Below are 21,087 nucleotides of genomic sequence, written 5' to 3'. Positions count from 1 at the left end.
CTTCAGCCCTCCCGGCAGGCCTCGGCCAGGGCTTCGCGCAGCCGGCGGTGGCCCGGGTCGAAGTCGCGCCGCGCGTGCCAGGCCATGACCAGAGGAATGGGGGCGACCGCGAACGGCAGGTCGGCGACGACCAGATCGCCGGGCGGCGCGGCGGGCAGGCTGCGCCGCGCCGCCGTCAGCACCAGGTCGGTCCCTTCGATCAGGGCCGGCGCCACCGACCAGTGCGGCAGGGTGATCGCGATCTCCCGCGCGCGGCCGTCGGCGGCCAGCGCCGCGTCCACGTCGCCGACGTCGCGCGGCGAGGCCGCGACCGCGACGTGCGGGCGCGCCAGGTAGGCGTCCAGCGTCGTCGGCGGGGGTCCGGCGGCGCCGTCATAGAGGCAGGCGAAGCGGTCGTTCAGCAGCGGCGCGAACGACAGGCCCTCGGCGACGGACCTGTCACGGTCGGGATAGACGCCCACCGCCAGGTCGATTTCACCGGCCTCGACGGCGGCGAGGGCGGCGCAGCGTCCCAGGGCCAGCAGGCTGAGCGTGGTTCCCGGCGACCGGCGGCGCAGCTCACGCGACAGGGACGGCAGCAGGGCATCGGCGGCGTAGTCCGACATCGACAGGTGGAAGTGCCGCGCCTGGGCGCCCGGCGCGCGCTCGGGATCGCCCAGCACGCCGCCGATCAGGCCCAGGGCGTCACGCAGGGGCCTGGCGATCTCCAGCGCCCGGGCCGTCGGCTCCAGCCGGCCGTCGACCCGCACCAGGATCGGATCGTCCAGCAGGTGGCGCAGCCGGCTCAGCGCGTGGCTCACGGCCGGCTGCGACCGGTTGATCCGCAGGGCCGCGCGGGTGACGTGCCGTTCGGCCAGCAGGGCGTCGAGCACGACCAGCAGGTTCATGTCGACGCCGTGCAGATCATTCGTCGTGCGCATGCTGGGCATGCTGACAGATCATTTCCATTCGCTCAATCGATGGCGGACCTTGCGGCCGTCAGCAGAACGGAGCCGAACATGACCATCGCCAGCGACATCGACCGGGGCCTGACCCATGTGGCCCTGGTGGTCCGTGACCTCGATCGCAGCCGCCGCTTCTACGAGACCTTCGCTGGCCTGCGGATGGTGCATGAGCGCGCCGCGGGCGGGGCGATCGAGCGGGTGGCGTGGATGGCCGACCGGCACAGGGCCTTCGCGGTGGTGCTGGTGGAGTCGCGCGTGCTGGACGACACGCCGCTGGGCCCGTTCGGCCATCTGGGCCTGGCCTGCGCCGACCGGGACGAGGTCGATCGCCTCGCCGCCCTGGCCGAGACGCTGGGCGTGCTGCGCTCGCCGCCCGTCGATGGCGGGCCGCCGGTCGGCTACTGGGCCTATATCGCCGATCCGGACGGCAACACGCTGGAGGTCTCGTTCGGCCAGCAGATCCGCTTCAGCGCCTCGAGCGGGGCGTCGTCTCAGCGGCCGTAGAAGTCGGCGTACCAGGCCGCGAAGCGCCGCAGGCCTTCCTCGACGCCGACGGCGGGCCGGTAGCCGGTCAGGGCGTGCAGCTTGGAGACGTCGGCATAGGTGGCCGGCACGTCGCCGGGCTGCATCGACAGGAACACCTTTTCCGACTGCCGGCCGATGGCGCCTTCCAGGGCCGCGATCATGTCCATCAGGCCGACGGGGTTGCTGTCGCCGATGTTGTAGACCTCGTGGGCGCCGTGCGGCGGCGGGTTGTCGAGCACGCCGACGATGCCGTCGACGATGTCGTCGATATAGGTGAAGTCGCGGGCCATCCGGCCCTCGCCATAGACCTCGATCGGCTCGCCGCGCAGGATCTTCTGGGTGAAGCTGAAATAGGCCATGTCTGGCCGGCCCCAAGGGCCATAGACGGTGAAGAAGCGCAGGCCCGCCTGCGGAAACCCGTAGAGGCTGGCGTAGCTCTGGCTCAACAGCTCGCATGCGCGCTTGGTGGCCGCGTACAGCGACACCGGCGTCTCGGCCGGGTCGGTTTCCTTGAAGCCCTCGCCGGCCAGGGGGCGCTCGCCGTAGACGCTGCTCGACGAGGCGTAGACCAGGGCCTCGACGCCGCCGTGGCGGCAGGCCTCCAGCACCGACAGGTGGCCGGCCAGGTTCGAGCGCTCGTAGGCGAAGGGATTGTCGATCGAGTAGCGCACGCCCGCCTGGGCGGCCAGGTGGACGATCCGCTTCGCGCCCGACGACCGCACCAGGTCCAGCAGGGCCTCGTGCTCGGCGATGTCCATGCGGACCATCGTAAAGCCGGGCCGGCCCTCCAGGCGCGCGGCGCGGGCGGCCTTCAGGGCCGGGTCGTAATAGGCGTTGAAGACGTCGACGCCGATCACCGTCTCGCCGCGCTCGAGCAGGCGTTCGGCCACGTGCATGCCGATGAAGCCGGCCGCGCCGGTGACGATGACGGGGCCTGCGCTCATGCCCCGCGCCCCACGGAGGCGTAGGTGAAGCCGTGGCGGACCATTTCGTGGGGCTTGTAGACGTTGCGCAGGTCGACGATGACCGGAGCGGCCAGGAGGCCCTTGAGGCGGTCCAGGTCGAGGGCGCGGAACTGGTCCCACTCGGTGAGCAGCAGCAGCACGTCGGCCTTGTCGGCGGCTTCGTAGGGGCCCGAGACGAAGGTGACGCCCGGCAGCAGGGCCTCGGCCTCGTGGCGGCCTTCGGGGTCGAAGGCCTGGACCTTGGCGCCCCTGGCCTGCAGGGCCGGCAGGATGTCGAGGCTGGGGGCGTCGCGCATGTCGTCGGTGTTGGGCTTGAAGGTCACGCCCAGCACGCCGACGGTCTTGCCGGCCAGGTCCTCGGTCCCGAGCACGGCGGCGACCTTGTCGGCCATGGCCTTCTTGCGGGCGCTGTTGACCTCGACCGTGGTCTCGATCAACCGGGTCGGCGCGCCGTAGTCGGCGGCGGTCTTGACCAGGGCGATGGTGTCCTTGGGGAAGCACGAGCCGCCGTAGCCGGGGCCGGCGTTGAGGAACTTCGAGCCGATCCGCTTGTCCAGGCCGATGCCCTTGGCCACCTGCTGGACGTCGGCCCCGACCTTTTCGCACAGGTCGGCCATCTCGTTGATGAAGGTGATCTTCATCGCCAGGAAGGCGTTGGCGGCGTACTTGATCAGCTCGCTGGTGCGGCGGCCGGTGAAGACGATCGGGGTCTCGTTGAGGGAGAGCGGGCGATAGAGCTCGCGCATCACCGCCTGGGCCCGCTCGTCCTCGGCGCCGATCACCACGCGGTCGGGGCGCTTGAAGTCCTCGATGGCCGCGCCCTCGCGCAGGAACTCCGGATTGGAGACCACGGCGAACTGGGCCTCGGGATTGACCCGCTTGATGATCGCCTCGACCTCGTCGCCGGTGCCCACCGGCACGGTCGACTTGGTGACCACGACAGTGAAGCCGTCGATCAGGCCGGCGATCTCCTCGGCGGCGGCGTAGACGTAGGAGAGGTCGGCATGGCCGTCGCCCCGGCGCGTGGGCGTGCCCACGGCGATGAACACCGCGTCGGCGTCCTTGATCGCCTGGGCGCCGTCCAGCGTGAACGACAGCCGGCCCTCGCGCACGTTACGGGCCACCAGGTCGTCCAGACCCGGTTCGAAGATCGGGATCTCGCCGGCCAGCAGCCGCGAGATCTTGCGCGGATCCTTGTCGATGCACGTCACCACGTGACCGAAGTCCGCAAAGCACGCCCCGGACACCAGGCCCACATAGCCCGTGCCAATCATCGCTACGCGCATGGATGTCCTCTTTCCACGGATCGGGGCGGCCGGCGGAACCGGCCCTGACGACCGCTAATCGGCCAATCGCGGGCGCGAGACAAGCCGTCGGGTGCATGCGCCTTGGGCGCCGCGGCGAAAATGCCGGGCGGCGTCGCCCGGGCGGCGGATTTCGAACAAACAGTCACGTTTGGGTTGTATGGTGGGCGCAGCCTGGAGTGGAAGCTTGCTGTTCGCCTTCGCCGTCATCGTCGTCCTGGTCTGCCTGCTGATCTGGCCCAGCCTCGAGAGACCCCTGCGCCGAGAACTTCGGCGTCTGACGCGCCGTCGGCGTTGAATCCGCAAACTGATCATATGACCGTTTGAGTATAACCCTAGGTTGAATTCACCTGTTTCACTGTCGAGCTCGCTAATGGCGAAGCTTGTCAGGTTCTGAAAGCGGCCAGCAGTCGGCGCCTGAAATATTCGCGCGAGAGGATAGATCGTGCGCAGCGCCGCCGATCGGCGCCTGCGCCATGCTCATGTCGTGAGAATTGATCTGATCCCAAGCAGACGGTCATGAAACTGTGCCGCTTATGTGCAAAGTCGCAAGTCTGAGCCGTGCGATTAACTCTTATAATAGTTTTAGGGCTGGAATACCCAGGGCTTGCGGCTTATAGGGATCGCGAATTCTTAACAGGGGGTAAGCCATGTCATCGCGTTTCGTGGGCGCAGTCGTCGCGGGCCTGGCCCTTGCCGCCGCGCCCTTCGTGTCGACCGCGGCCGCTGTCCAAGGCGGCGCCACTCAAGCCTCGACCGCGCCGCCCAGCGCCGCCTCGCTGCAGGCGGTGATCGCCGCCGCCGCGCGCTCGGCCGCCGCCGATCCCGGCTTCGCGGCCATGACCCCGGACGCCAAGCTCGACGCCGTGCAGGCCTCGGTCGCCGCCGCCCTGGCCGCCAGCGGCGCCTCGCCCGAGGTGATCGCCGCCGCCCTGATCCAGGCCGTGGCCTCCAACGTCATCAGCGCCGGCGTGGCCCTCAAGGTCGCCGCCGCGGTCGCGCCGGGCATGGCCGCCACCGTGGCCAACGCCCCCGCCGTCGTCGCCCAGCTGAAGGCCACCGGCCAGACCGCCACGGTCACCTCCTCGACCGCCGGCGGTTCGGTCAGCGTCCTGGTCAGCCTGTCGGGCACGGCGGGCGGCGGCGGCGACGCCGGTCCTCCGGCCGCCTACGACCCGTGCGCCGGCGTCACCGCCGACTACTGCGGCACCTGAGGCCTCACTAAGCGTTAGACCAGCGCCGGGTCGTCCGGCGCCGGACCCCTTTTTTGTTTGTGTCGGGTTTCCGAAAAGACGGCTGAAGTCGTCGAACTGGGGATAGACTATGAAGATACTTGCCTCGGCCGCGATCGCGGCTGTTCTCGTCGCGGCTGCGCCGCAGATCGCTTCCGCCCAGAGCGGCGCGTCCAGCTTCAAGCGCGACAAGCACACCAGCGTGCGCCAGCGCCCCCGGCCCGACTACGAGGCGGCCGGCGTGCGCCTGGGCGCGTTCGTGGCCTATCCCCGCCTGACGGTCGATCTCGAGCGCGACGACAACATCTACGCCGTCGCCGCCGACGAGACCTCCGACACCATCTGGCGCGTGAAGCCGGAACTGGCCCTGCGTTCGGACTGGTCGCGCCACTCGCTGAGCGCCTTCGCCTCGACCTCGATCAACCGCTATTCCGACAACAGCACGGAAAACAACGAGGAATACACCCTCGGGCTCAACGGCAAGCTCGACGTGGTGCGCGGCGCGTTCGTCACCGGCGGCCTGCAGTACCAGAAGCTGACCGAGCCGCGCTCGGCCCCGACCTCGCCGGTCGCCGCCCTGGCGCCGATCCAGTACGAACTGGTCACCGCGGCCCTTAGCGGGGTGAAGGAGTTCAACCGCCTGCGCCTGACCGGCGACGTGACCAGCAAGTCCTACGACTACGAGGACGGCCGCAACGCCGCCGGCGAGCTCGACCAGGACTTCCGCGACCGCGACCAGTACCGCTACGGCGTCAAGGCCGACTACGCCGTCAGCCCCGATACCGCCTTCTACGTCTCGCTGACCGGCGACTCGCGCCGCTACGACACGGACTCGGCGCGCGACTCCGACGGCTACATCCTGTCGGCGGGCGTCGACTTCGAGCTGGCCCAGGCCATTCGCGGCCAGGTCGACGCCGGCTACATGAAGCAGACCTACGACAACTTCGTCACCTCGACGGGCCGCCGCGTCGACGACATCACCGGCTTCAGCACCAAGACCAAGGTCGAGTGGTTCCCCACCGAGCTGACCACGGTGACTTTCAACGCCACCCGCAACATCGACGAATCCGTCGTCGCCAACTCGCAGGGCTTCGTCACCACCACCGGCTCGGTGGCCGTCGATCACGAGCTTCTGCGCAACGTTCTGCTGTCGGGCCAGGCTAATTTCGGCAGCGACGACTACGAGGGCATCGATCGCGAAGACAAGCGCAGCGGCGCCAAGGCTTCGGTTTCGTATCTGATGAACCGTCGCGTCGGGGTGTTCCTGACCTACACTTACCTGAAGCAGAAGTCGGAAGGCGCCAATGCCGCGCGAAGCTTCACCGACAATAAGCTGGCCGCTTCGCTCGCCCTGCAATTCTAGTCCAAAAAAGGTCGCGACCCTCCTCTAGCGGAGGGTCATCGACCACTGAGAGTGCGCATCATGGACGGCTCGACCTTCGAGACCCCGATCGCTCCGGCGTCCGACGCCGGAGCGCCCGCGTTTGACCTCAACGTCATCATCGCGATCTTCCGGCGGCGCCTGCGGCTGTTCGCGGCGGTGGCCCTGGCGGTCTTCGTGGCCGTGGTGCTGTTCACCCTGCAGGAGACCCCGCGCTACTCGACCCAGGCCCAGGTCATGATCGACGTGCGCCAGGAGCAGGTGACGCCGGACATGAACGCCGTGCTGTCGGGCCTGCCGGCCGACAGCGCCGTGGTCGACACCGAGGTCGAGGTGCTGCGCTCGCGGTCGCTGGCCGGCCGCGTGGTCGACCAGCTCAAGCTGGACCAGGACCCGTACTACAATCCCAGCCTCGCCGGCGCGAAGGGCGTCAAGGCCTGGCTGCCCTTCCTGAAGAAGACGGTGGCCCCCACCGCCGCCAACGATCCGGTCGCCGCCCAGCGCCTGCGCGAGCGGATCGTCGATCGCGTGCTCAGCGGCCTCAACGTCCGCCGCTCGGGCGTCACCTACCTGATCACCGTCCAGTACACGCACGAGGATCCGGCCCAGGCCGCGCGCCTGGCCAACGCCTTCGCCGACCTCTATCTGACCGAGCAGCTTGAGGCCAAGTTCGAGGCCACCAAGCAGGCCAACGGCTGGCTCAATACCCGGGTCGCCGACCTGCGCGGCCAGCTGCAGCAGGCCGAGGCCGAGGTCCAGCAGTACAAGATCGCCAACAACCTGCTCAGCGCCCAGGGCGCGACCCTGACCGAGCAGGAGATCTCGGGCCTGAACCAGCAGCTGGCCACGGCCCGCGCCGAACAGGCCGAGACCGACGCCCGCCTCAACATCGCCCGCAACCAGCTGGCCCGCGGCAGCAACGGCGACGATCTGGGCGAGACCATGAGCTCGCCGGTCATCCAGCAACTGCGCAAGCAGCGCGTCGAGAAGATCGCCCAGGTCAATTCCATGGCCGAGCGCTACGACGAGCGCTGGCCCGACCTGATCAAGGCGCGCCGCGAACTGGCCGAGATCGACACCCAGATCCAGGCCGAGATCAAGCGGATCATCTCCAACCTCGAGGCCCAGGCCCAGATCTCGCGCCAGCGCACCGGCTCGGTGGCCGGCAGCGTCGGCTCCGCCCGCGGAACCCTGGCCGGCAACAACCGCGCCAGCATCCGCCTGGCCGAACTGGAGCGGAAGGCCGAGTCCGTCCGCACCCTGTATGAGTCCCTGCTCGGTCGCTTCAAGCAGACCACGGCTCAGCAAGGCATCGAGCAGCCCGACGCCCGGGTGCTGTCGCGCGCCACCATCCCCAACAAGCCCAGCGAGCCCAAGCCGTCGGTCAACCTGATCCTTGGCCTGGTGGCCGCGCTCGGCGCCGGCGGCGCCGCCGTGGTCCTGGCCGAGATCCTGATGGCCGGCCTGTTCACCGAGGACGAGGTCGAGCGCCGCCTGGGCGTGCCCTATCTCGGCTCGGTGCCGCTGCTCAGCTCGACGCTGGACGACGCCCGCGCCGCGCGCGGCCTGGCCCCGCCTGACTACCTGCTGAACAAGCCGCTCTCCAGCTTCGCCGAGAGCCTGCGCAAGCTGCGGGCGGCGATCCTGTTCTCCAAGGTCGGCGAGACGGTGAAGGTGATCGCGGTCACCTCGTCGCTGCCGGGCGAGGGCAAGACCACCACCACCTTCTCGCTGGGCCGCACCCTGGCGGCCTCGGGCGCCAATGTCGTGGTCGTCGACTGCGACCTGCGCCAGGGCGCCATCAACCGTTTCCTGCCCACCGCTCCCACGGTCGGCCTGATCGAGGTGCTTAACGGCGCGGCCACGCTGGACGAGGCGCTGTACGCCGATGAGAGCGGGGCCAAGGTCCTGCCGCTGACCAAGTCGGCCTACACGCCGCGCGACGTCTTCGGCTCGGCCGCCTTCCAGCGCCTGCTGGCCGAACTGCGCCAGCGCTTCGACGTGGTGCTGCTCGACACCGCCCCGCTGCTGGCCATCGCCGACACCCGCATCCTGGCGCCGCACGCCGACGCCGTGGTCATGCTGGCCCGCTGGAAGCGCACGCCGGTCAAGGCCATCACCTCGGCGCTGTCGCTGCTGCAGGGCCGGGGCGTGTTCCTGGCCGGCGTGGCCCTGACCCAGATGGATCTCAAGGCCCAGTCCCGTTACGGCTACGGCGACGCGGGCTACTACTACAAGAGCTACCGCAAGTACTATGCGGACTGACGGGCGTCGGACCCGGCGGCTCGCGGGGTCCGAAACCGCCGCCTGCGCGGGCCTGACGGCGCTGGTCTTCGGCGCCGTCCTGGCCTTCGGCGCCAGCGACACGGCCGTGGCGGCCGTGTTCGCCGGGCTCTACGCCCTTGGCCTCGTCATCCTGTTGGCCGCCTGCGGCTGGGCCCGCCGCGATCTCGCCAGGCTCGGCGGCTGGACGGTTCCGGCCGTGCTGGCCGCGCTGCTGCTGGCCGCCGTCCTGGCGCCCCTGACGCCCTGGACCCCCGACGGCCCCCATCCGGTCTGGACCTATCTGCCCGACGGCCCGGCGGCCTCGACCCTCGACCGCTCGGCGGTGCTGCTCAACGTCCTGAACCTGCTGGGCCTGTTCTGCCTCTACGTCGCCGGCCGGGTGGTCGCCGCCTCGCAGACACGCGGCCGCCGGCTGCTGGCCTTCATGCTGTGGGGCCTGGGGATCTACGCCGCCGGCGCTCTCGTGCATCACGTCGGCCTGCGCGGCGAAGGGCGGATGGCCGCCACCCTGCTGGGCCCCAACAGCGCCGCCACGGTGTTCGCCGCCGGCGTGGTTATGGCCGCCGCGGCGCTGGCCCAGCGCCTGCGCAGGGGCGGTTCGGCCGCGCTGAAGAAGGGCGATCCGCGCGCCGTCGCCCTGGTCGGCCTGGTGGCCCTGCTGGTCGTCTGCGTGCTGATGACCGCCTCGCGCGGCGGCCTGATCGCCGGCGCGATCGGCGCGGCGCTGTTCACGATCTGGCAGGCCCTGGCCGGGCGCCGGATGACTCGGAGCGGCGTGCTGGTGGTCGGCGGCGCGGCCGTGCTGCTGGTGGCGGTTCTTGGTCTCAACGGCGCGGGCCTGGTGGCCGAGCGCTTCGACCTGGCCCAGCAGGACCTCGACATCCGCCGGCAGATCATCGCCCCGCACTGGCGCGCCTTCCTGTCCTCGCCCTGGTTCGGCTACGGCCTGGGCGGCTTCACCTCGGTCAACCAGATGCTGATGACCGAGGCGACCCTGCGCGAGCTGCACAACGTGCGCGCCGTGCACAATCTCTATGTCCAGTGGCTGGAGGAGGCCGGCGTCGTCGGGGCTGCGCTGATGGCGGCGCTGCTGGGCCAGCGTCTGGCTCCGATCGTCCGCGCGGCCTTCGGCGCCGGCGGCGTCGGCATCTGGGCGCGCGGCGCGGTCTGCGCGGCGGCGGTGTTCCTGATCCACGGCCTGTCGGACTTCGCGCTGCAGGTGCCGGCCATCCAGGCGCTGGCGGCGCTGGGCCTGGGCGCAGTCGGCGGCCTGGTCTCGCCCCGCCGCGAGACGCGCGGCGCCAGGCCCGATCTCGCGCCGGCCCGTCTGGCCCTGGCCGGCGGCGGCGCCTGCGCCGTGGTCGCCGTGCTGCTGGGCGCGCCGCTGCTGGCGGCCAAGGTCGGCGGAGACCTGTCGGCCTGGCCCACGGCCCCCGCCGACGCCCTGGCCGCGAGCATCGAGCGCGGCGTGGCGCGCAAGGATCTATCGGCGGAAGAGCTGGCGCGGCTGGACGGCCTGAGCCGTCGCGAACTGGCTTCGCGGCCGGGATCGGGATCGGCCTGGTTGCGTCGCGCGGCCGTCGACGCGGCCGCCGGCCTGGACGGGCCCTCGGCCCTGGCGCTGGAGCGCTCGTTCACGGTGGCGCCGCTGCAGACCAGCCTGTTCAACGCCCGGACGCGGTTCGCCTACGAGCGCTGGGACCGGCTGACGCCGACGGCGCGCGCCCAGACGATCGAGCAGCTCAGCGCCGAATGGCGCCGCGCCAACTGGAAGCGGAAGGAACTGGTGCGGATGGCCAACGAGATCCGCAATCCGGCGGGGCGGGTGGGCCTGGCGCTGCAGCTGACGGTGCTGCGCCTGCGGCAGCCCTGAGGCGGCCGCGCGTGCGGATCGATCAGAGGAAGGCGCGGACCAGTTCGGCGGCGGCCAGCCACAGGCCGACCGAAACCATGGCGGCCAGGCCCAGGCCGACGGCGCGCGGCAGGCGGCGCGTGGCGGTCGGCGCGGCGTCGGCGACGCTGCTCAGCGAGATGTCTGCGTGCGGCATGAAACTCAAGGCCCCTTCAACGCAGGTTCGTCATCTGCGCGAATATAAGCTTAGCTTTTCACCCCTAAGCCCTAGTGAAGGAACAGGGTTTACGCAAAATGACTGTATTTTATGGTTAAGTATCAGTTTCCGCGCGACGTCGTCGGAGAGTTGCATTAGGTAGTTAGAGACGAAGTGGGGTGGCTTCGTTCCTTTTTTGTGTGTCGTGGGATAGGGGGTTACGCTGTGAGCGGAAGCTCGAACACCGAAACCATGAACGCCGTCGCGGGCGAGATTCTTGCTCGTGTCGCCGTGGATCCTGGCAAGCGCTTCATCGATGTCGTCGTCGCCGCCCTTGCCCTGATCTTCTTCGCGCCCGTGCTTCTGCTCGCGGCGCTCTGGATCAAGCTGGAGTCGCCCGGACCCGTGCTGTTCCGCCAGACGCGGGGCGGCCTGAACGGGCGAACCTTCACCATCTACAAGCTGCGCTCGATGCGGTGCGAGGAGAACGGCGACAAGGTCACCCAGGCCCGTCGCGACGACGACCGCATCACCAAGTCCGGCAAGCTTCTGCGCACCACCAGCATCGACGAGTTGCCCCAGCTGCTCAACGTGCTGAAGGGCGACATGTCTCTGGTCGGTCCGCGTCCGCACGCCATGGCGCACGACGCCTATTACGGCGCGCTGATCTCGACCTACAACATGCGCTTCCAGGCCAAGCCGGGCCTCACGGGCCTGGCCCAGATCCGCGGCCTGCGCGGCGGCACCACCGACGTCGAGGACATGGCGGCCCGCATCAAGGCCGACATCGCCTATATCGACGGATGGTCGCTGATGAGCGACATCCGCATCCTGCTGCTGACGGTGCCGCACCTGCTGATGGCCGAAAACGCCTACTAAGCGGGCAATACTGTTCGAATACGGAAAAAGGCCTCGCTTCTGTTCGGAAGCGAGGCCTTTGTCTTTGATCCGACGTCTCGGGATCAGCCGATCGTCACCCAGGCGGCCGAGCCGGGCGCCTGGCGCTCGATCCAGCGATAGTTCAGCTCGCTCCACGGCGTGGCCCAGGGGGTCAGGTTGTCGAGCACCCAGTCGCCCTGTTCCATGGCCACCACCAGCACCGCGTGGCTCTCGCCGCGCGCGGTGACCGCCACGGCCATCGACAGGGCGGCGGCCGGAACGCCGGCCTCGATCAGCCGGCGGCGCTTCTCCAGGGCGTAATCCTCGCAATCGCCGTACATCTTGCCGTCGATCACGCGCGGCAGGCTCCAATACTCGATCATGCCGTAGAGATCGAAGTCTTCGGCCTTCTGGACCTCGCGGTTGACCCGGCGATTGACGTCGTTGAGCAGCTTCATCTGGTCGCGGGACAGGCGCGGCGGTTCGCCCGGGGCCGAGGCCAGGTTGATTGCCGGGCGGGCCGGAGCGGCGAACGGCGTCGGCGACAGCGCCGCGGCCAGGGCCTGTACCGGCGAGACCAGGGCGAAGTCGGCGTCCAGGCGCAGAGGCTGGAGGGTCTCCACCGTCAGGGCCGCGACCTCGTCCTCGGCCGCGATCTCGGTTTCGAGAGCGATTGCCTGGGCGGCGAAGGTCAGGCGTCGACCGCCCGACCAGGCGGTCGAGGTCGACGAGGTGGCCAGGCCCGGCTGCGGCGCCGGGCCGGTCAATTGGCCGGTGAGGGCGGCGATCTCGTGCTGGGCCGCGCCGCAGCTTTCCAGATCGCGCTGGCACAGGTCGGTGAACCCGGGCGGGGCGGCCGCGGGCGCGCCCAGCGGCATGAACGCCGGCGCCGGCGCGGCGAGGGCAGGGCCGGCGGCGGCCATCAGCCCCAGGCTGGCGGCGGCGGTTCCGAGAAAGGCGGTGATCTTCATGACGGGCTCGCGAAGTTCGTGAGCTCATCATCGGGATATCCATTGAATTCGAGGTCAAAATGCTTGGTGTTTTAACGTCTAATCAATCTGGTTTATTTGATGTTATTGGTAATCGCCAATGAATATTCAAGGTTAAATTGCTATCGAGAATTTCGGTTTATTTATCGTAAATGCGCGCGGTGACGGTTGAAGGGGCCTTGCACGTAAGGCATTTTGGCGATCGACCCGTTTCGTCCTCCTCCATCGTCATCAGGTCCATGGTCTTCGGCTTCCTGCGTCCCAAGTCCCGATCCAAGTCCGAGGCGGCCTCCGCCGACGGCCGAGTGGTTTACGGCGTCGGCGACGTTCACGGCCGTCTCGACCTGCTCGACCAGCTGCTCGACGTGGTGGCGGCCGACTTCGCCGCCCTGGGCCGGCAGGACCGGCCAGTCATCGTGTTCGTCGGCGACTACGTGGATCGCGGTCCGGACTCGGCCGGGGTGATCGACCGCATCGCCGCCCTGAAGGCCGCCTCGGGCGGGTCGTCCGGCTTCGAGGTCCGGGCCCTGATGGGCAATCACGAGCAGACCCTGCTGCAGTTTCTCGACAACCCCGAGGGCGGTCCGGTCTGGGCCGAGTTCGGCGGCGGCGAGACCCTGGCTTCGTATGGCGTGGCGCGGCCCGTGGGGCGCGACCCCGAGGCCTGGCGCGCGGCTCAGGAGCAGTTCCAGCGCAACCTGCCCCTGCGCCACCTGACCTTCCTGCGGCAGCTGGAGCTGACCGCGGCCTACGGCGACTATCTGTTCGTCCACGCCGGCGTGCGGCCGGGCCGTTCGCTGGCCGAGCAGGACCCGCAGGACCTGCTGTGGATCCGTGGCGATTTCCTGCACCAGCCGCACGGCCTGGGCATGGTCGTGGTGCACGGCCACACGCCCGACGAGGAGCCTTTCCTGGGCCGTGACCGGATCAATGTCGACACCGGAGCCTATGCGACGGGCGTTCTGACCGCAGTCCGCGTGGGCGAGGGCGCGCCGGCCATGCTGCAGGCGCGAAAACGACGTCCTGTTCCGGTGTGAAGCTTGTGAGGCCCGGGCCTCCATGCGATGAGACCTGAGAGGGATGCAGCCGAGAGACGTGACGAGAATGATTACCGTTCGACGCTTTATTCGGGCGGCTTCGATCTGCCTGGCCCTCGGCGCGACGGCGCCGATCGCCCATGCCCAGGATCCTGCGCCGGCGGCCCCTCCCGCCGCTGCTGCGCCGCAACAGGCCGCGCCTTCCACGGCGGCTCCCGCCACCCCCGCCGACCCCGACTACCAGCTCGGTTCGGGCGACAAGGTCCGCGTCACCGTCTTTGGCGAGCCCACCCTGTCGGGCGAGTTCTATGTCACCGGCTCGGGCCTGGTGTCGCTGCCGCTGCTGGGCGAGGTCAAGGCCGCCGGCCTCAGCGTCCGTCAGTTCCAGGAGACGGTCGAGACCGCCCTGCGCAACGGCTATCTCAAGCAGCCGCGCGTCAGCGCCGAAGTGCTGAACTTCCGCCCGTTCTACATACTGGGCGAGGTCAGCAAGCCGGGCACCTATCCCTACACCTCGGGCCTGACGGTGCAGAACGCGGTGGCCACCGCCGGCGGCTACACCTACCGGGCCGACAAGAACAAGGTCTACATCAAGCGTCTCGGCGAAGAGAAAGAGACCAAGATGAGCCTGACGCCGTCGACCCAGGTCGCGCCTGGCGACACAGTCCGTATCGGCGAGCGCTTCTTCTAGGAATTCAAAAGCAGGCGCGGCGCTGTTTCAGGCTTTCGATGTCTTAAGGCCTGATTCACCACGAAGTGCGGCGATGGGCCGCGCCTGTGACTACCTGGCCGCGCAATAGAAACCATTTTTTTGTATCTTTCCGCACAGAGTGGCGCCGTACCATTCTGGGGGAACGCCTTTGCTGAAGGTTCTGACCTGCCTGACGGGGCAGCATGACTTCAGGCTCGTGCTTGTCGCTGGCCTCGTCTGCTTCGCCGCCTGTTTCACGGCGTTCCGGCTCTTCTCACGCCTGCGCGGCGCGCGCGGCCTGGTCCGCGGCGCCTGGCTGCTGCTGACCGGCCTTGTCGCCGGCTCGGGCGTCTGGGCCACCCACTTCATCGCCATGGTCGCCTACGACCCCGGTCTGAAGACCGGCTACAGCCCGGCCGGCACCCTGCTGTCGCTGATGATCGCCGTGCTGTTCATGGCCGCCGGCTTCGCCGTGGCCTCGGCCGAGCGCACCCGCACCAACGACTGCGCCGGCGGCCTGCTGCTGGGCCTGGGCATCGGCGCGATGCACTACACCGGCATGTCGGCCTTCGTGACCCAGGGCTACGTGCTCTGGGAGCAGGCCACCGTCGCCGCCTCGGTCATCATCGGCGTCTCGTTCTCGGCCGTCGCCCTGGTCATCGCCGGCCGCGCCCGCTCGCTGACCAAGCAACTGATCGGCGGCACGGTGCTGACGCTGGGCGTCTGCGGCCTGCACTTCACCGGCATGGGCGCGGTCACCATCCAGCCCGACATCAACGTCGTCGTGCCCGAGCAACTGCTGTCGGGCGCCATGCTGACCCTGGCGGTCACCGCCATCACCGGCCTGATCATCCTGGGCGGCCTAGGCGCGGTGACCATCGAGTCGTCGACCAGCCGCTCGGCGCTCGACCGCATCCGCCGCCTGGCCAACGCCGCCTACGAAGGCATCGTCGTGGTCCAGGACGGCCGCATCAACGACGCCAACGCCGCCTTCGCCGAACTGGCCGGCGCCCCGCTGGGCGAACTGGTCGGCAAGCCGCTCTACAATGCCATGCTGACCTTCGACGGCAAGGAAGCCGCCCGCGAGGGCGTGCGTCGCGAAGGCCTGCTCCAGCCCGTCGCCGGCGGCCGCGCCATCCCGGTCGAGGTGTTCTCGCGGCTGATGGACGACGGCGCCCGCACCGAGACCTCGGGCCTGACCGTTCTGGCCATCCGCGACCTGCGCGAGCGGCGCTCGGCCGAGGAGAAGATCCGCTACCTGGCCGAACACGACGGCCTCACAGGCCTGCCGAACCGCAACTCGCTGCAGGCCCGCCTGGCCGCGGCCCTGGAGCGCGTCGAGGCTTCCGGCGAGACCCTGTCGCTGATCTGCATCGATCTGGACCACTTCAAGGAAGCCAACGACCTGCACGGCCACCTGGCGGGCGACGCCCTGCTGGTCGAGGCCGCGCGCCGCCTGCAGGACTCGGTCACCGCCCCGTCCTTCGCCGCGCGCCTGGGCGGCGACGAATTCATCCTGGTGCAGATCGCCGCCGGCGATCAGCCCGCCGCCGCCGCCGAACTGGCCGGCCGCGTGCTGGAACAGCTGTCGACGCCGGCCGTCTACGAAGGTCAGGACCTGGCCATGGGCGCCAGCCTTGGCGTCTCGCTGTTCCCCGACGACGGCCGCACCGCCGAGGCCCTGCTGGCCAACGCCGACATGGCGCTCTATCGCGCCAAGGAAAGCGGCCGCGGCGTCTATCGCTTCTTCAAGCGCGAGATGGACGAGACCATCCGTGAACGCCGCACCCTGGCGCGCGAGCTGCGCCAGGCGATCACCGACGAGGAACTGGTGGTGTTCTACCAGCCGCTGGCCCGCGCCGCCGACGGCGAGGTCTGCGGCTTCGAGGCCCTGGTCCGCTGGAAGCACCCGGTGCGCGGCATGGTCCCGCCGCTGGAGTTCATCCCCGTGGCCGAGGAGAACGGCCTGATCACCCAGCTGGGCGAATGGGTCCTGCGCCGCGCCTGCGCCGACGCCGCCAGCTGGGACCGCCCGCTGCGCATCGCCGTCAACCTGTCGCCGCTGCAGCTGAACCAGCCCAACCTGCCCACCCTGGTGCACGAGGTGCTGATCGCCACGGGCCTGTCGCCCTCGCGCCTGGAGCTGGAGATCACCGAAAGCGCCCTGTTCAAGGACTACCAGCGCGCGCTCGACAACCTGCGCCGCCTGAAGGCCCTGGGCGTGCGCATCGCCATGGACGACTTCGGCACCGGCTTCTCGTCGCTGTCGACCCTGCAGTCGTTCCCGTTCGACAAGATCAAGATCGACAAGAGCTTCGTCGAGAACATCCACCGTCACGACCGCGCCACCGTCATCGTGCGCGCCGTGCTGGGCCTGGGCCGCAGCCTGGAGATCCCGGTCGTGGCCGAGGGCGTCGAGACCCAGGAGCAGATCGACTTCCTGCGCGGCGAGTCCTGCGCCGAGCTGCAGGGCTACGCCATCGGCCGGCCGGGTCCGATCGACAGCCTGTCGGCCTGGACCCTGGCCCGCGCCGCCGCGGCGGCCCAGCTCGAGACCGAAGCCCGCGGCGCAGCCTGACCGCGCGCGGGAACCTCTGCCGTGCGCCCGCGTTAGCAAGGCGTCGCCGGCGGGGGTGCGTTTGGTGACGCGGGGCTAGCGTAATGGGCCAGTTTCTCAGTCGGGCGACGATCCGGTTCGCGTCGTCGGTCGACCGCCCGATCCTCAGGTTCTGCCTGGCCGGCGTGGCCGTGGGCCTTGCCGTCGCCGCCCGTATCGGCGCGGCCAGCCTGACCGACCATCCCAGCAACTTCCCGCCGTTCTTCGTCGCCGTCATGCTGGCCGCCCTGGTCGGCGGGCTGTGGGCGGGCCTGGCCTCGGTGCTGGCCAGCGCGCTGCTGGTGCGGCTGCTGTGGATGAGCGGCCCGCTGGATACCGCCCAGGCCGCCCAGCTGGCGACCTTCGCGCTGAGCGGCGCCCTGATCGTGCTGTTCGTCGCCGCCCTGCGGCTGGCCGTGCGCAGCGGCCTGGCCGCCGAGGAGCGGTTTCGCATCGCCCAGGACGCCTCGCTCGACGCCTTCGTGATCCTCGAACCCCTGCGGCGCGGCGGCCAGGTCGCCGACTTCCGCTGGACCTACGCCAACCCCGCCGCCCAGGCGATGCGGCCGCGCGGGGTGTCCACCCTGATCGGCCGGCGGGTGCGCGACGTGTTCCGCGACGAGACCGGCCAGCAGATGATCGAGCGCCTGAGCCGCCTGCTCGACGAGGGCGGTCCCGACGACCTGGAGGTGCGGCGGGTGATCGACGGCGAGGAGCACTGGGTGCGTTCCAGCGGCGTGCGCATCACCGAGGGCCTGGCGGTGACCTTTCGCGACGTGACGCGCGAGCGGCAGGCCGCCGCCGCCCTGCGCACCAGCGAGGAGCAGTTCCGGGGCGTGGCCAACGCCGCCCCGGTGATGATCTGGATCTCCGACGCCGACGGGGCCTGCATCTGGTTCAACGACGCTTGGCTGAAGTTCACCGGCCGGGGCATGGACGAGGAGCTGGGACGTGGCTGGGCCGCGGGCGTCCATCCCGACGACTTGGTCGCCGCCGAGGCGGAGGCGGCAGCCGCCATGGCGCAGCGCCGCTCGTTCCGCGCCGCCTTCCGCCTGCGCCGCGCCGACGGCGCCTGGCGCTGGATCAGCAGCGCCGGCGCCCCGCGCCACGACGCCTACGGCCAGTTCCAAGGCTATATCGGCAGCTGCTTCGACAACACCGAGGTGGTCGAGACGACCCTGGAACTGGAGGCTCGCGTCGTCGAGCGCACCGCCGCCCTCGAGGCCAGCATCGCCGAGCGCGCCAAGACCGAGGCCGCCCTGGCCCAGTCCCAGCGGCTGGAGACGGTGGGCAGGCTGACCGGCGGGGTGGCCCACGACTTCAACAACCTGCTGACCGTGATGGTCGGCGGGCTCGACATGATCCTCAAGCGCCCCGACGACGTGGCCCGGGTGAAGCGCCTGGGCGAGGCGGCCCTGGCCGCGGGCCAGCGCGGCGAGCGCCTGACCCGCCAGCTGCTGGCCTTCTCGCGCAGCCAGGAGCTGAAGCTCGAGGTCGTCGACATCGCAGGCCTTATCCTGCAGGTCGAGCCCCTGGTCCGCCGGGCCGTCGGCGACGCCAAGAGCCTGGTGGTCCGCGCCGATCGCGACGCCGGCTCAAGCCGCGTCGACGCCGCCCAGTTCGAGGCGGCCCTGCTCAACCTGGTCGTCAACGCCGTCGACGCCACGCCCGACCACGGAACCATCACCGTCGAGGTCTCGGCCGAGCGGCTGGCGGCCGGGCAGGCGGGCGAGGCTCCCGCCGGCAACTATGTGCGCGTGGCGGTGTCCGACACCGGCCACGGCATGTCGCCCGAGGTGCTGGGCCGGGTGTTCGAGCCGTTCTTCACCACCAAGGAGGTCGGCAAGGGCACTGGCCTGGGCCTGGCCCAGGTCTACGGCTTTGTGCGCCAGTGCGGCGGGGCCGTGACCATCGACAGCCAGGAAGATCAGGGCACGACGGTCAGCCTGCACCTGCCGGCAGCCGCCGACGACGGGATCGTCGCCGAGCGGGCGCAGGACGAGCCGATCGCGGACCTCTCCGGCGTGCGGGTGCTGCTGGTCGAGGACGACGCCAGCGTCCGGGCCATCACCGAAGGGGCGCTGTCGGAACTGGGCTGCGTGGTGGTCACCGCCGAGCATGGCCGCGCCGCCCTGGCCCGCCTCGACGCCGAGCCGGCCTTCGACGTGCTGCTGTCGGACCTGGTGATGCCCGGAGGCGTCAGCGGCGTGGAGCTGGGCCGCATCGTCTCGGAGCGCACGCCGGACACCGCCGTCCTGCTGACCACCGGCTACGCCGGCGACCGCCTGGCCGCCGCCCTCGAAGACCTGCCCTGGCCCGTGCTGCGCAAGCCTTTCCGGATCGAGCAACTGCACCGGGCGCTGGCCGAGGCGGTGCGGGGGCGGCCATAGACTTTCCCGCGAAGCGGGGCTGCGGCGTTTCAACCCATCCCGTCATTCCCGCCCTTGTGGCGGGAACCCCTCTTTCCGCCGCAGGTGCGGAGGGGGCGGCGCGCCGTGCGCGCCGCTTGCGCGTCCCGTGCAGGCTGACCCAGGGTTTCCCGCCACAAGGGCGGGAATGACGGGAGGAAGGGGGGGACGTGCGCGCCACCATCTCTCCAGAGGGGAGGTTCCTACCGCCGTCTGCTCAGCCCCCCCAGCAGCCCGCGCATGATCTCGCGCCCGGCCTGGCTGGCCACGGTGCGCAGCAGCGACTTGGCGAAGGTCTCGGCCATGCCCTGGCGGCTGGAGGCGCGCGGCCGCGAGGCGCGGGCGTCTTCGCGTTCCTCGCGGGCCCGTTCGCGCTCGCGCACCTTCTCCTCGGCGGCGCGCTGGCGTTCGGCCTCGGCGGCGGATGCGGCGGCGGCCGCGTCCTTCTGGGCCTGGGCGGCGCGGCCCTGCAGCGTCTCGTAGGCCGAGGCGCGGTCCTGGGCGGTGTCGTAGAGGCCGGCCACCGGGCTCTTGGCGATGGCGGCGGCGCGTTCCTCAGGCGTCAGCGGGCCCAGGCGCGAGGCCGGCGGGCGGATCAGGGTCTTCTGCACCACGCAGGGCGCGCCCTTGGCGTCGAGCACCGAGACCAGGGCCTCGCCCACGCCCAGGGCCTGGATGGTCTCGGCGGTGTCGAAGGCGGGGTTCACCCGGAACGACTGGGCGGCGGCCTTCAGCCCCTTCTGGTCGGCGGGCGTGTAGGCGCGCAGGGCGTGCTGCACGCGCGCGCCCAGCTGGCCCAGCACGGCGTCGGGAATGTCGGCCGGGTTCTGGGTGACGAAATAGATGCCCACGCCCTTGGAGCGGATCAGGCGAACCACCTGCTCGATCTTCTCAAGCAAGGGCTTGGGCGCGTCGTTGAACAGCAGGTGCGCCTCGTCGAAGAAGAACACCAGCTTGGGCTTCTCCGGGTCGCCCACCTCGGGCAGTTCCTCGAACAGCTCCGACAGCAGCCACAGCAGGAAGGTCGAATAGAGCTTGGGCGACTGGATCAGGCGGTCGGCCGCCAGCACGTTGACATAGCCGCGCCCGGCCACGTCGGTGCGCATGATGTCGGAGAGGTTCAGGGCCGGTTCGCCGAAGAAGTGCTCGGCGCCCTGGGTCTGCAGGGTCAGCAGCTTGCGCTGGATCGCCCCGACCGTGGCGGCCGAGACGTTGCCGTACTGGGTGCCGATCTCGCCGGCGTTGTCGGCCACGTACTTCAGCGCCGCCTGAAGATCCTTCAAGTCCAGCAGCAGCAGGCCGTCCTGGTCGGCGACGTGGAAGGTGACGGTCAGCACCCCCTCCTGCACGTCGTTCAGCTCCAGCAGCCGCGACAGCAGCAGCGGGCCCATCTCCGAGATGGTCGTGCGGATCGGGTGACCCTTCTCGCCGAACAGGTCCCAGAAGATGGTCGGCGGCGCGGCGGGGGTCAGGGTGATGTCCATCGACGTGGCGCGGGCCAGCATCTTCTCGTTCGGCGTTCCCGGCGCGGCCACGCCCGACAGGTCGCCCTTCACGTCGGCGGCGAACACCGGCACGCCCGCGTCGGCGAAGGCCTGGGCCATGACCTGCAGCGTCACCGTCTTGCCGGTGCCGGTCGCGCCGGCGACCACGCCGTGGCGGTTGGAGCGGTCCAGCCGCTGCGTCACCGGCCCTTCGCCCAGGCCAATGAGGATCTCGCCTTCGCCAATCGCCAGGGTCATGCGCAACTTCCCTTCATCTAGGAGCTTTAAGCGTAGCCTCGGGCTTGTCTCCCGCCAATC

General features: G+C 70.1%; 16 protein-coding genes. 10 read left to right on the top strand and 6 right to left on the bottom strand.

Annotated features, from left to right (window positions below):
- Nucleotides 1-2: 2 nt before the first annotated feature.
- Nucleotides 3-920, bottom strand: a complete 918-nt coding sequence (locus C1707_RS04720) for a LysR family transcriptional regulator (protein WP_101713609.1) — start codon at nucleotides 918-920, stop codon at nucleotides 3-5.
- A 78-nt stretch (nucleotides 921-998) separates the two neighbouring features.
- On the opposite strand from C1707_RS04720, the gene C1707_RS04715 reads away from it, so the two are divergent.
- Complete coding sequence (locus C1707_RS04715) at nucleotides 999-1,448, top strand: VOC family protein (protein ID WP_101713523.1); 450 nt, start codon at nucleotides 999-1,001, stop codon at nucleotides 1,446-1,448.
- Here C1707_RS04715 and C1707_RS04710 read toward each other — a convergent pair.
- Together C1707_RS04710 and C1707_RS04705 are read right to left on the bottom strand one after the other, a co-directional pair.
- Nucleotides 1,436-2,413 (bottom strand): NAD-dependent epimerase/dehydratase family protein, encoded by a 978-nt coding sequence (locus C1707_RS04710; protein ID WP_101713522.1) that lies wholly within the window; start codon nucleotides 2,411-2,413, stop codon nucleotides 1,436-1,438. The two genes, C1707_RS04715 and C1707_RS04710, sit on opposite strands and share 13 nt — an antisense overlap.
- Nucleotides 2,410-3,720: a UDP-glucose dehydrogenase family protein gene (locus C1707_RS04705; RefSeq protein WP_123170718.1), complete on the bottom strand. Its 1,311-nt coding sequence runs from the start codon at nucleotides 3,718-3,720 to the stop codon at nucleotides 2,410-2,412. Before C1707_RS04705 ends, C1707_RS04710 begins: the two co-directional genes overlap by 4 nt.
- A 668-nt stretch (nucleotides 3,721-4,388) precedes the next feature.
- On the opposite strand from C1707_RS04705, the gene C1707_RS04700 reads away from it, so the two are divergent.
- From C1707_RS04700 to C1707_RS04685, 4 genes are all read left to right on the top strand, one after another.
- On the top strand, nucleotides 4,389-4,952 hold the full coding sequence (locus C1707_RS04700) for a hypothetical protein (RefSeq protein WP_101714182.1): 564 nt from the start codon (nucleotides 4,389-4,391) through the stop codon (nucleotides 4,950-4,952).
- Between the two features lie 109 nt (nucleotides 4,953-5,061).
- Nucleotides 5,062-6,333 (top strand): outer membrane beta-barrel protein, encoded by a 1,272-nt coding sequence (locus C1707_RS04695; RefSeq protein ID WP_101714181.1) that lies wholly within the window; start codon nucleotides 5,062-5,064, stop codon nucleotides 6,331-6,333.
- Between the two features lie 60 nt (nucleotides 6,334-6,393).
- A complete protein-coding gene (locus C1707_RS04690) occupies nucleotides 6,394-8,616 on the top strand; it encodes a GumC family protein (RefSeq protein ID WP_101714180.1) in 2,223 nt (740 codons plus the stop codon).
- Nucleotides 8,606-10,510 (top strand): O-antigen ligase family protein, encoded by a 1,905-nt coding sequence (locus C1707_RS04685; RefSeq protein ID WP_101714179.1) that lies wholly within the window; start codon nucleotides 8,606-8,608, stop codon nucleotides 10,508-10,510. The genes C1707_RS04690 and C1707_RS04685 overlap by 11 nt, the downstream gene beginning before the upstream one ends.
- 22 nt (nucleotides 10,511-10,532) lie before the next feature.
- Here C1707_RS04685 and C1707_RS26015 read toward each other — a convergent pair whose 3' ends face one another.
- Nucleotides 10,533-10,685: a hypothetical protein gene (locus tag C1707_RS26015; RefSeq protein ID WP_164467282.1), complete on the bottom strand. Its 153-nt coding sequence runs from the start codon at nucleotides 10,683-10,685 to the stop codon at nucleotides 10,533-10,535.
- A 252-nt stretch (nucleotides 10,686-10,937) separates the two neighbouring features.
- On the opposite strand from C1707_RS26015, the gene pssZ reads away from it, so the two are divergent.
- A complete protein-coding gene (pssZ, locus tag C1707_RS04680; RefSeq protein ID WP_101714178.1) occupies nucleotides 10,938-11,564 on the top strand; it encodes an exopolysaccharide biosynthesis protein PssZ in 627 nt (208 codons plus the stop codon).
- A gap of 83 nt (nucleotides 11,565-11,647) precedes the next feature.
- On the opposite strand, the gene C1707_RS04675 is transcribed toward pssZ, so the two are convergent.
- On the bottom strand, nucleotides 11,648-12,535 hold the full coding sequence (locus C1707_RS04675) for a transglutaminase-like cysteine peptidase (RefSeq protein ID WP_101714177.1): 888 nt from the start codon (nucleotides 12,533-12,535) through the stop codon (nucleotides 11,648-11,650).
- 257 nt (nucleotides 12,536-12,792) lie between these two features.
- Here C1707_RS04675 and C1707_RS04670 point away from each other — a divergent pair, with 257 nt between their 5' ends.
- The 4 genes from C1707_RS04670 to C1707_RS04655 all read left to right on the top strand — a co-directional run bounded on the left by C1707_RS04670 (nucleotide 12,793) and on the right by C1707_RS04655 (nucleotide 19,267).
- Nucleotides 12,793-13,590: a metallophosphoesterase family protein gene (locus tag C1707_RS04670; protein ID WP_101714176.1), complete on the top strand. Its 798-nt coding sequence runs from the start codon at nucleotides 12,793-12,795 to the stop codon at nucleotides 13,588-13,590.
- 67 nt (nucleotides 13,591-13,657) lie between these two features.
- Nucleotides 13,658-14,281, top strand: a complete 624-nt coding sequence (locus C1707_RS04665) for a polysaccharide biosynthesis/export family protein (RefSeq protein ID WP_101714175.1) — start codon at nucleotides 13,658-13,660, stop codon at nucleotides 14,279-14,281.
- Between the two features lie 169 nt (nucleotides 14,282-14,450).
- Complete coding sequence (locus tag C1707_RS04660; RefSeq protein ID WP_101714174.1) at nucleotides 14,451-16,859, top strand: EAL domain-containing protein; 2,409 nt, start codon at nucleotides 14,451-14,453, stop codon at nucleotides 16,857-16,859.
- An 83-nt stretch (nucleotides 16,860-16,942) separates the two neighbouring features.
- The gene (locus tag C1707_RS04655) at nucleotides 16,943-19,267 is read left to right on the top strand and encodes an ATP-binding protein (RefSeq protein ID WP_101714173.1); all 2,325 of its coding nucleotides are present in this window, start codon (nucleotides 16,943-16,945) and stop codon (nucleotides 19,265-19,267) included.
- Between the two features lie 221 nt (nucleotides 19,268-19,488).
- Here the strand turns inward: C1707_RS04655 and C1707_RS04650 are convergent, their stop codons facing one another.
- Nucleotides 19,489-21,027 carry a helicase HerA-like domain-containing protein gene (locus C1707_RS04650; protein ID WP_101714172.1) on the bottom strand — a complete coding sequence of 513 codons (1,539 nt, stop codon included), beginning with the start codon at nucleotides 21,025-21,027 and terminating at the stop codon, nucleotides 19,489-19,491.
- Nucleotides 21,028-21,087 lie beyond the last annotated feature (60 nt).

Origin of the sequence: Caulobacter flavus (assembly GCF_003722335.1) — a bacterium.
In the GTDB taxonomy this organism is placed as follows: Bacteria; Pseudomonadota; Alphaproteobacteria; order Caulobacterales; family Caulobacteraceae; genus Caulobacter; species Caulobacter flavus.
The sequence above is the reverse complement of the archived record's forward strand: the minus strand, read 5'-3'. Positions and strand labels throughout refer to the sequence as shown.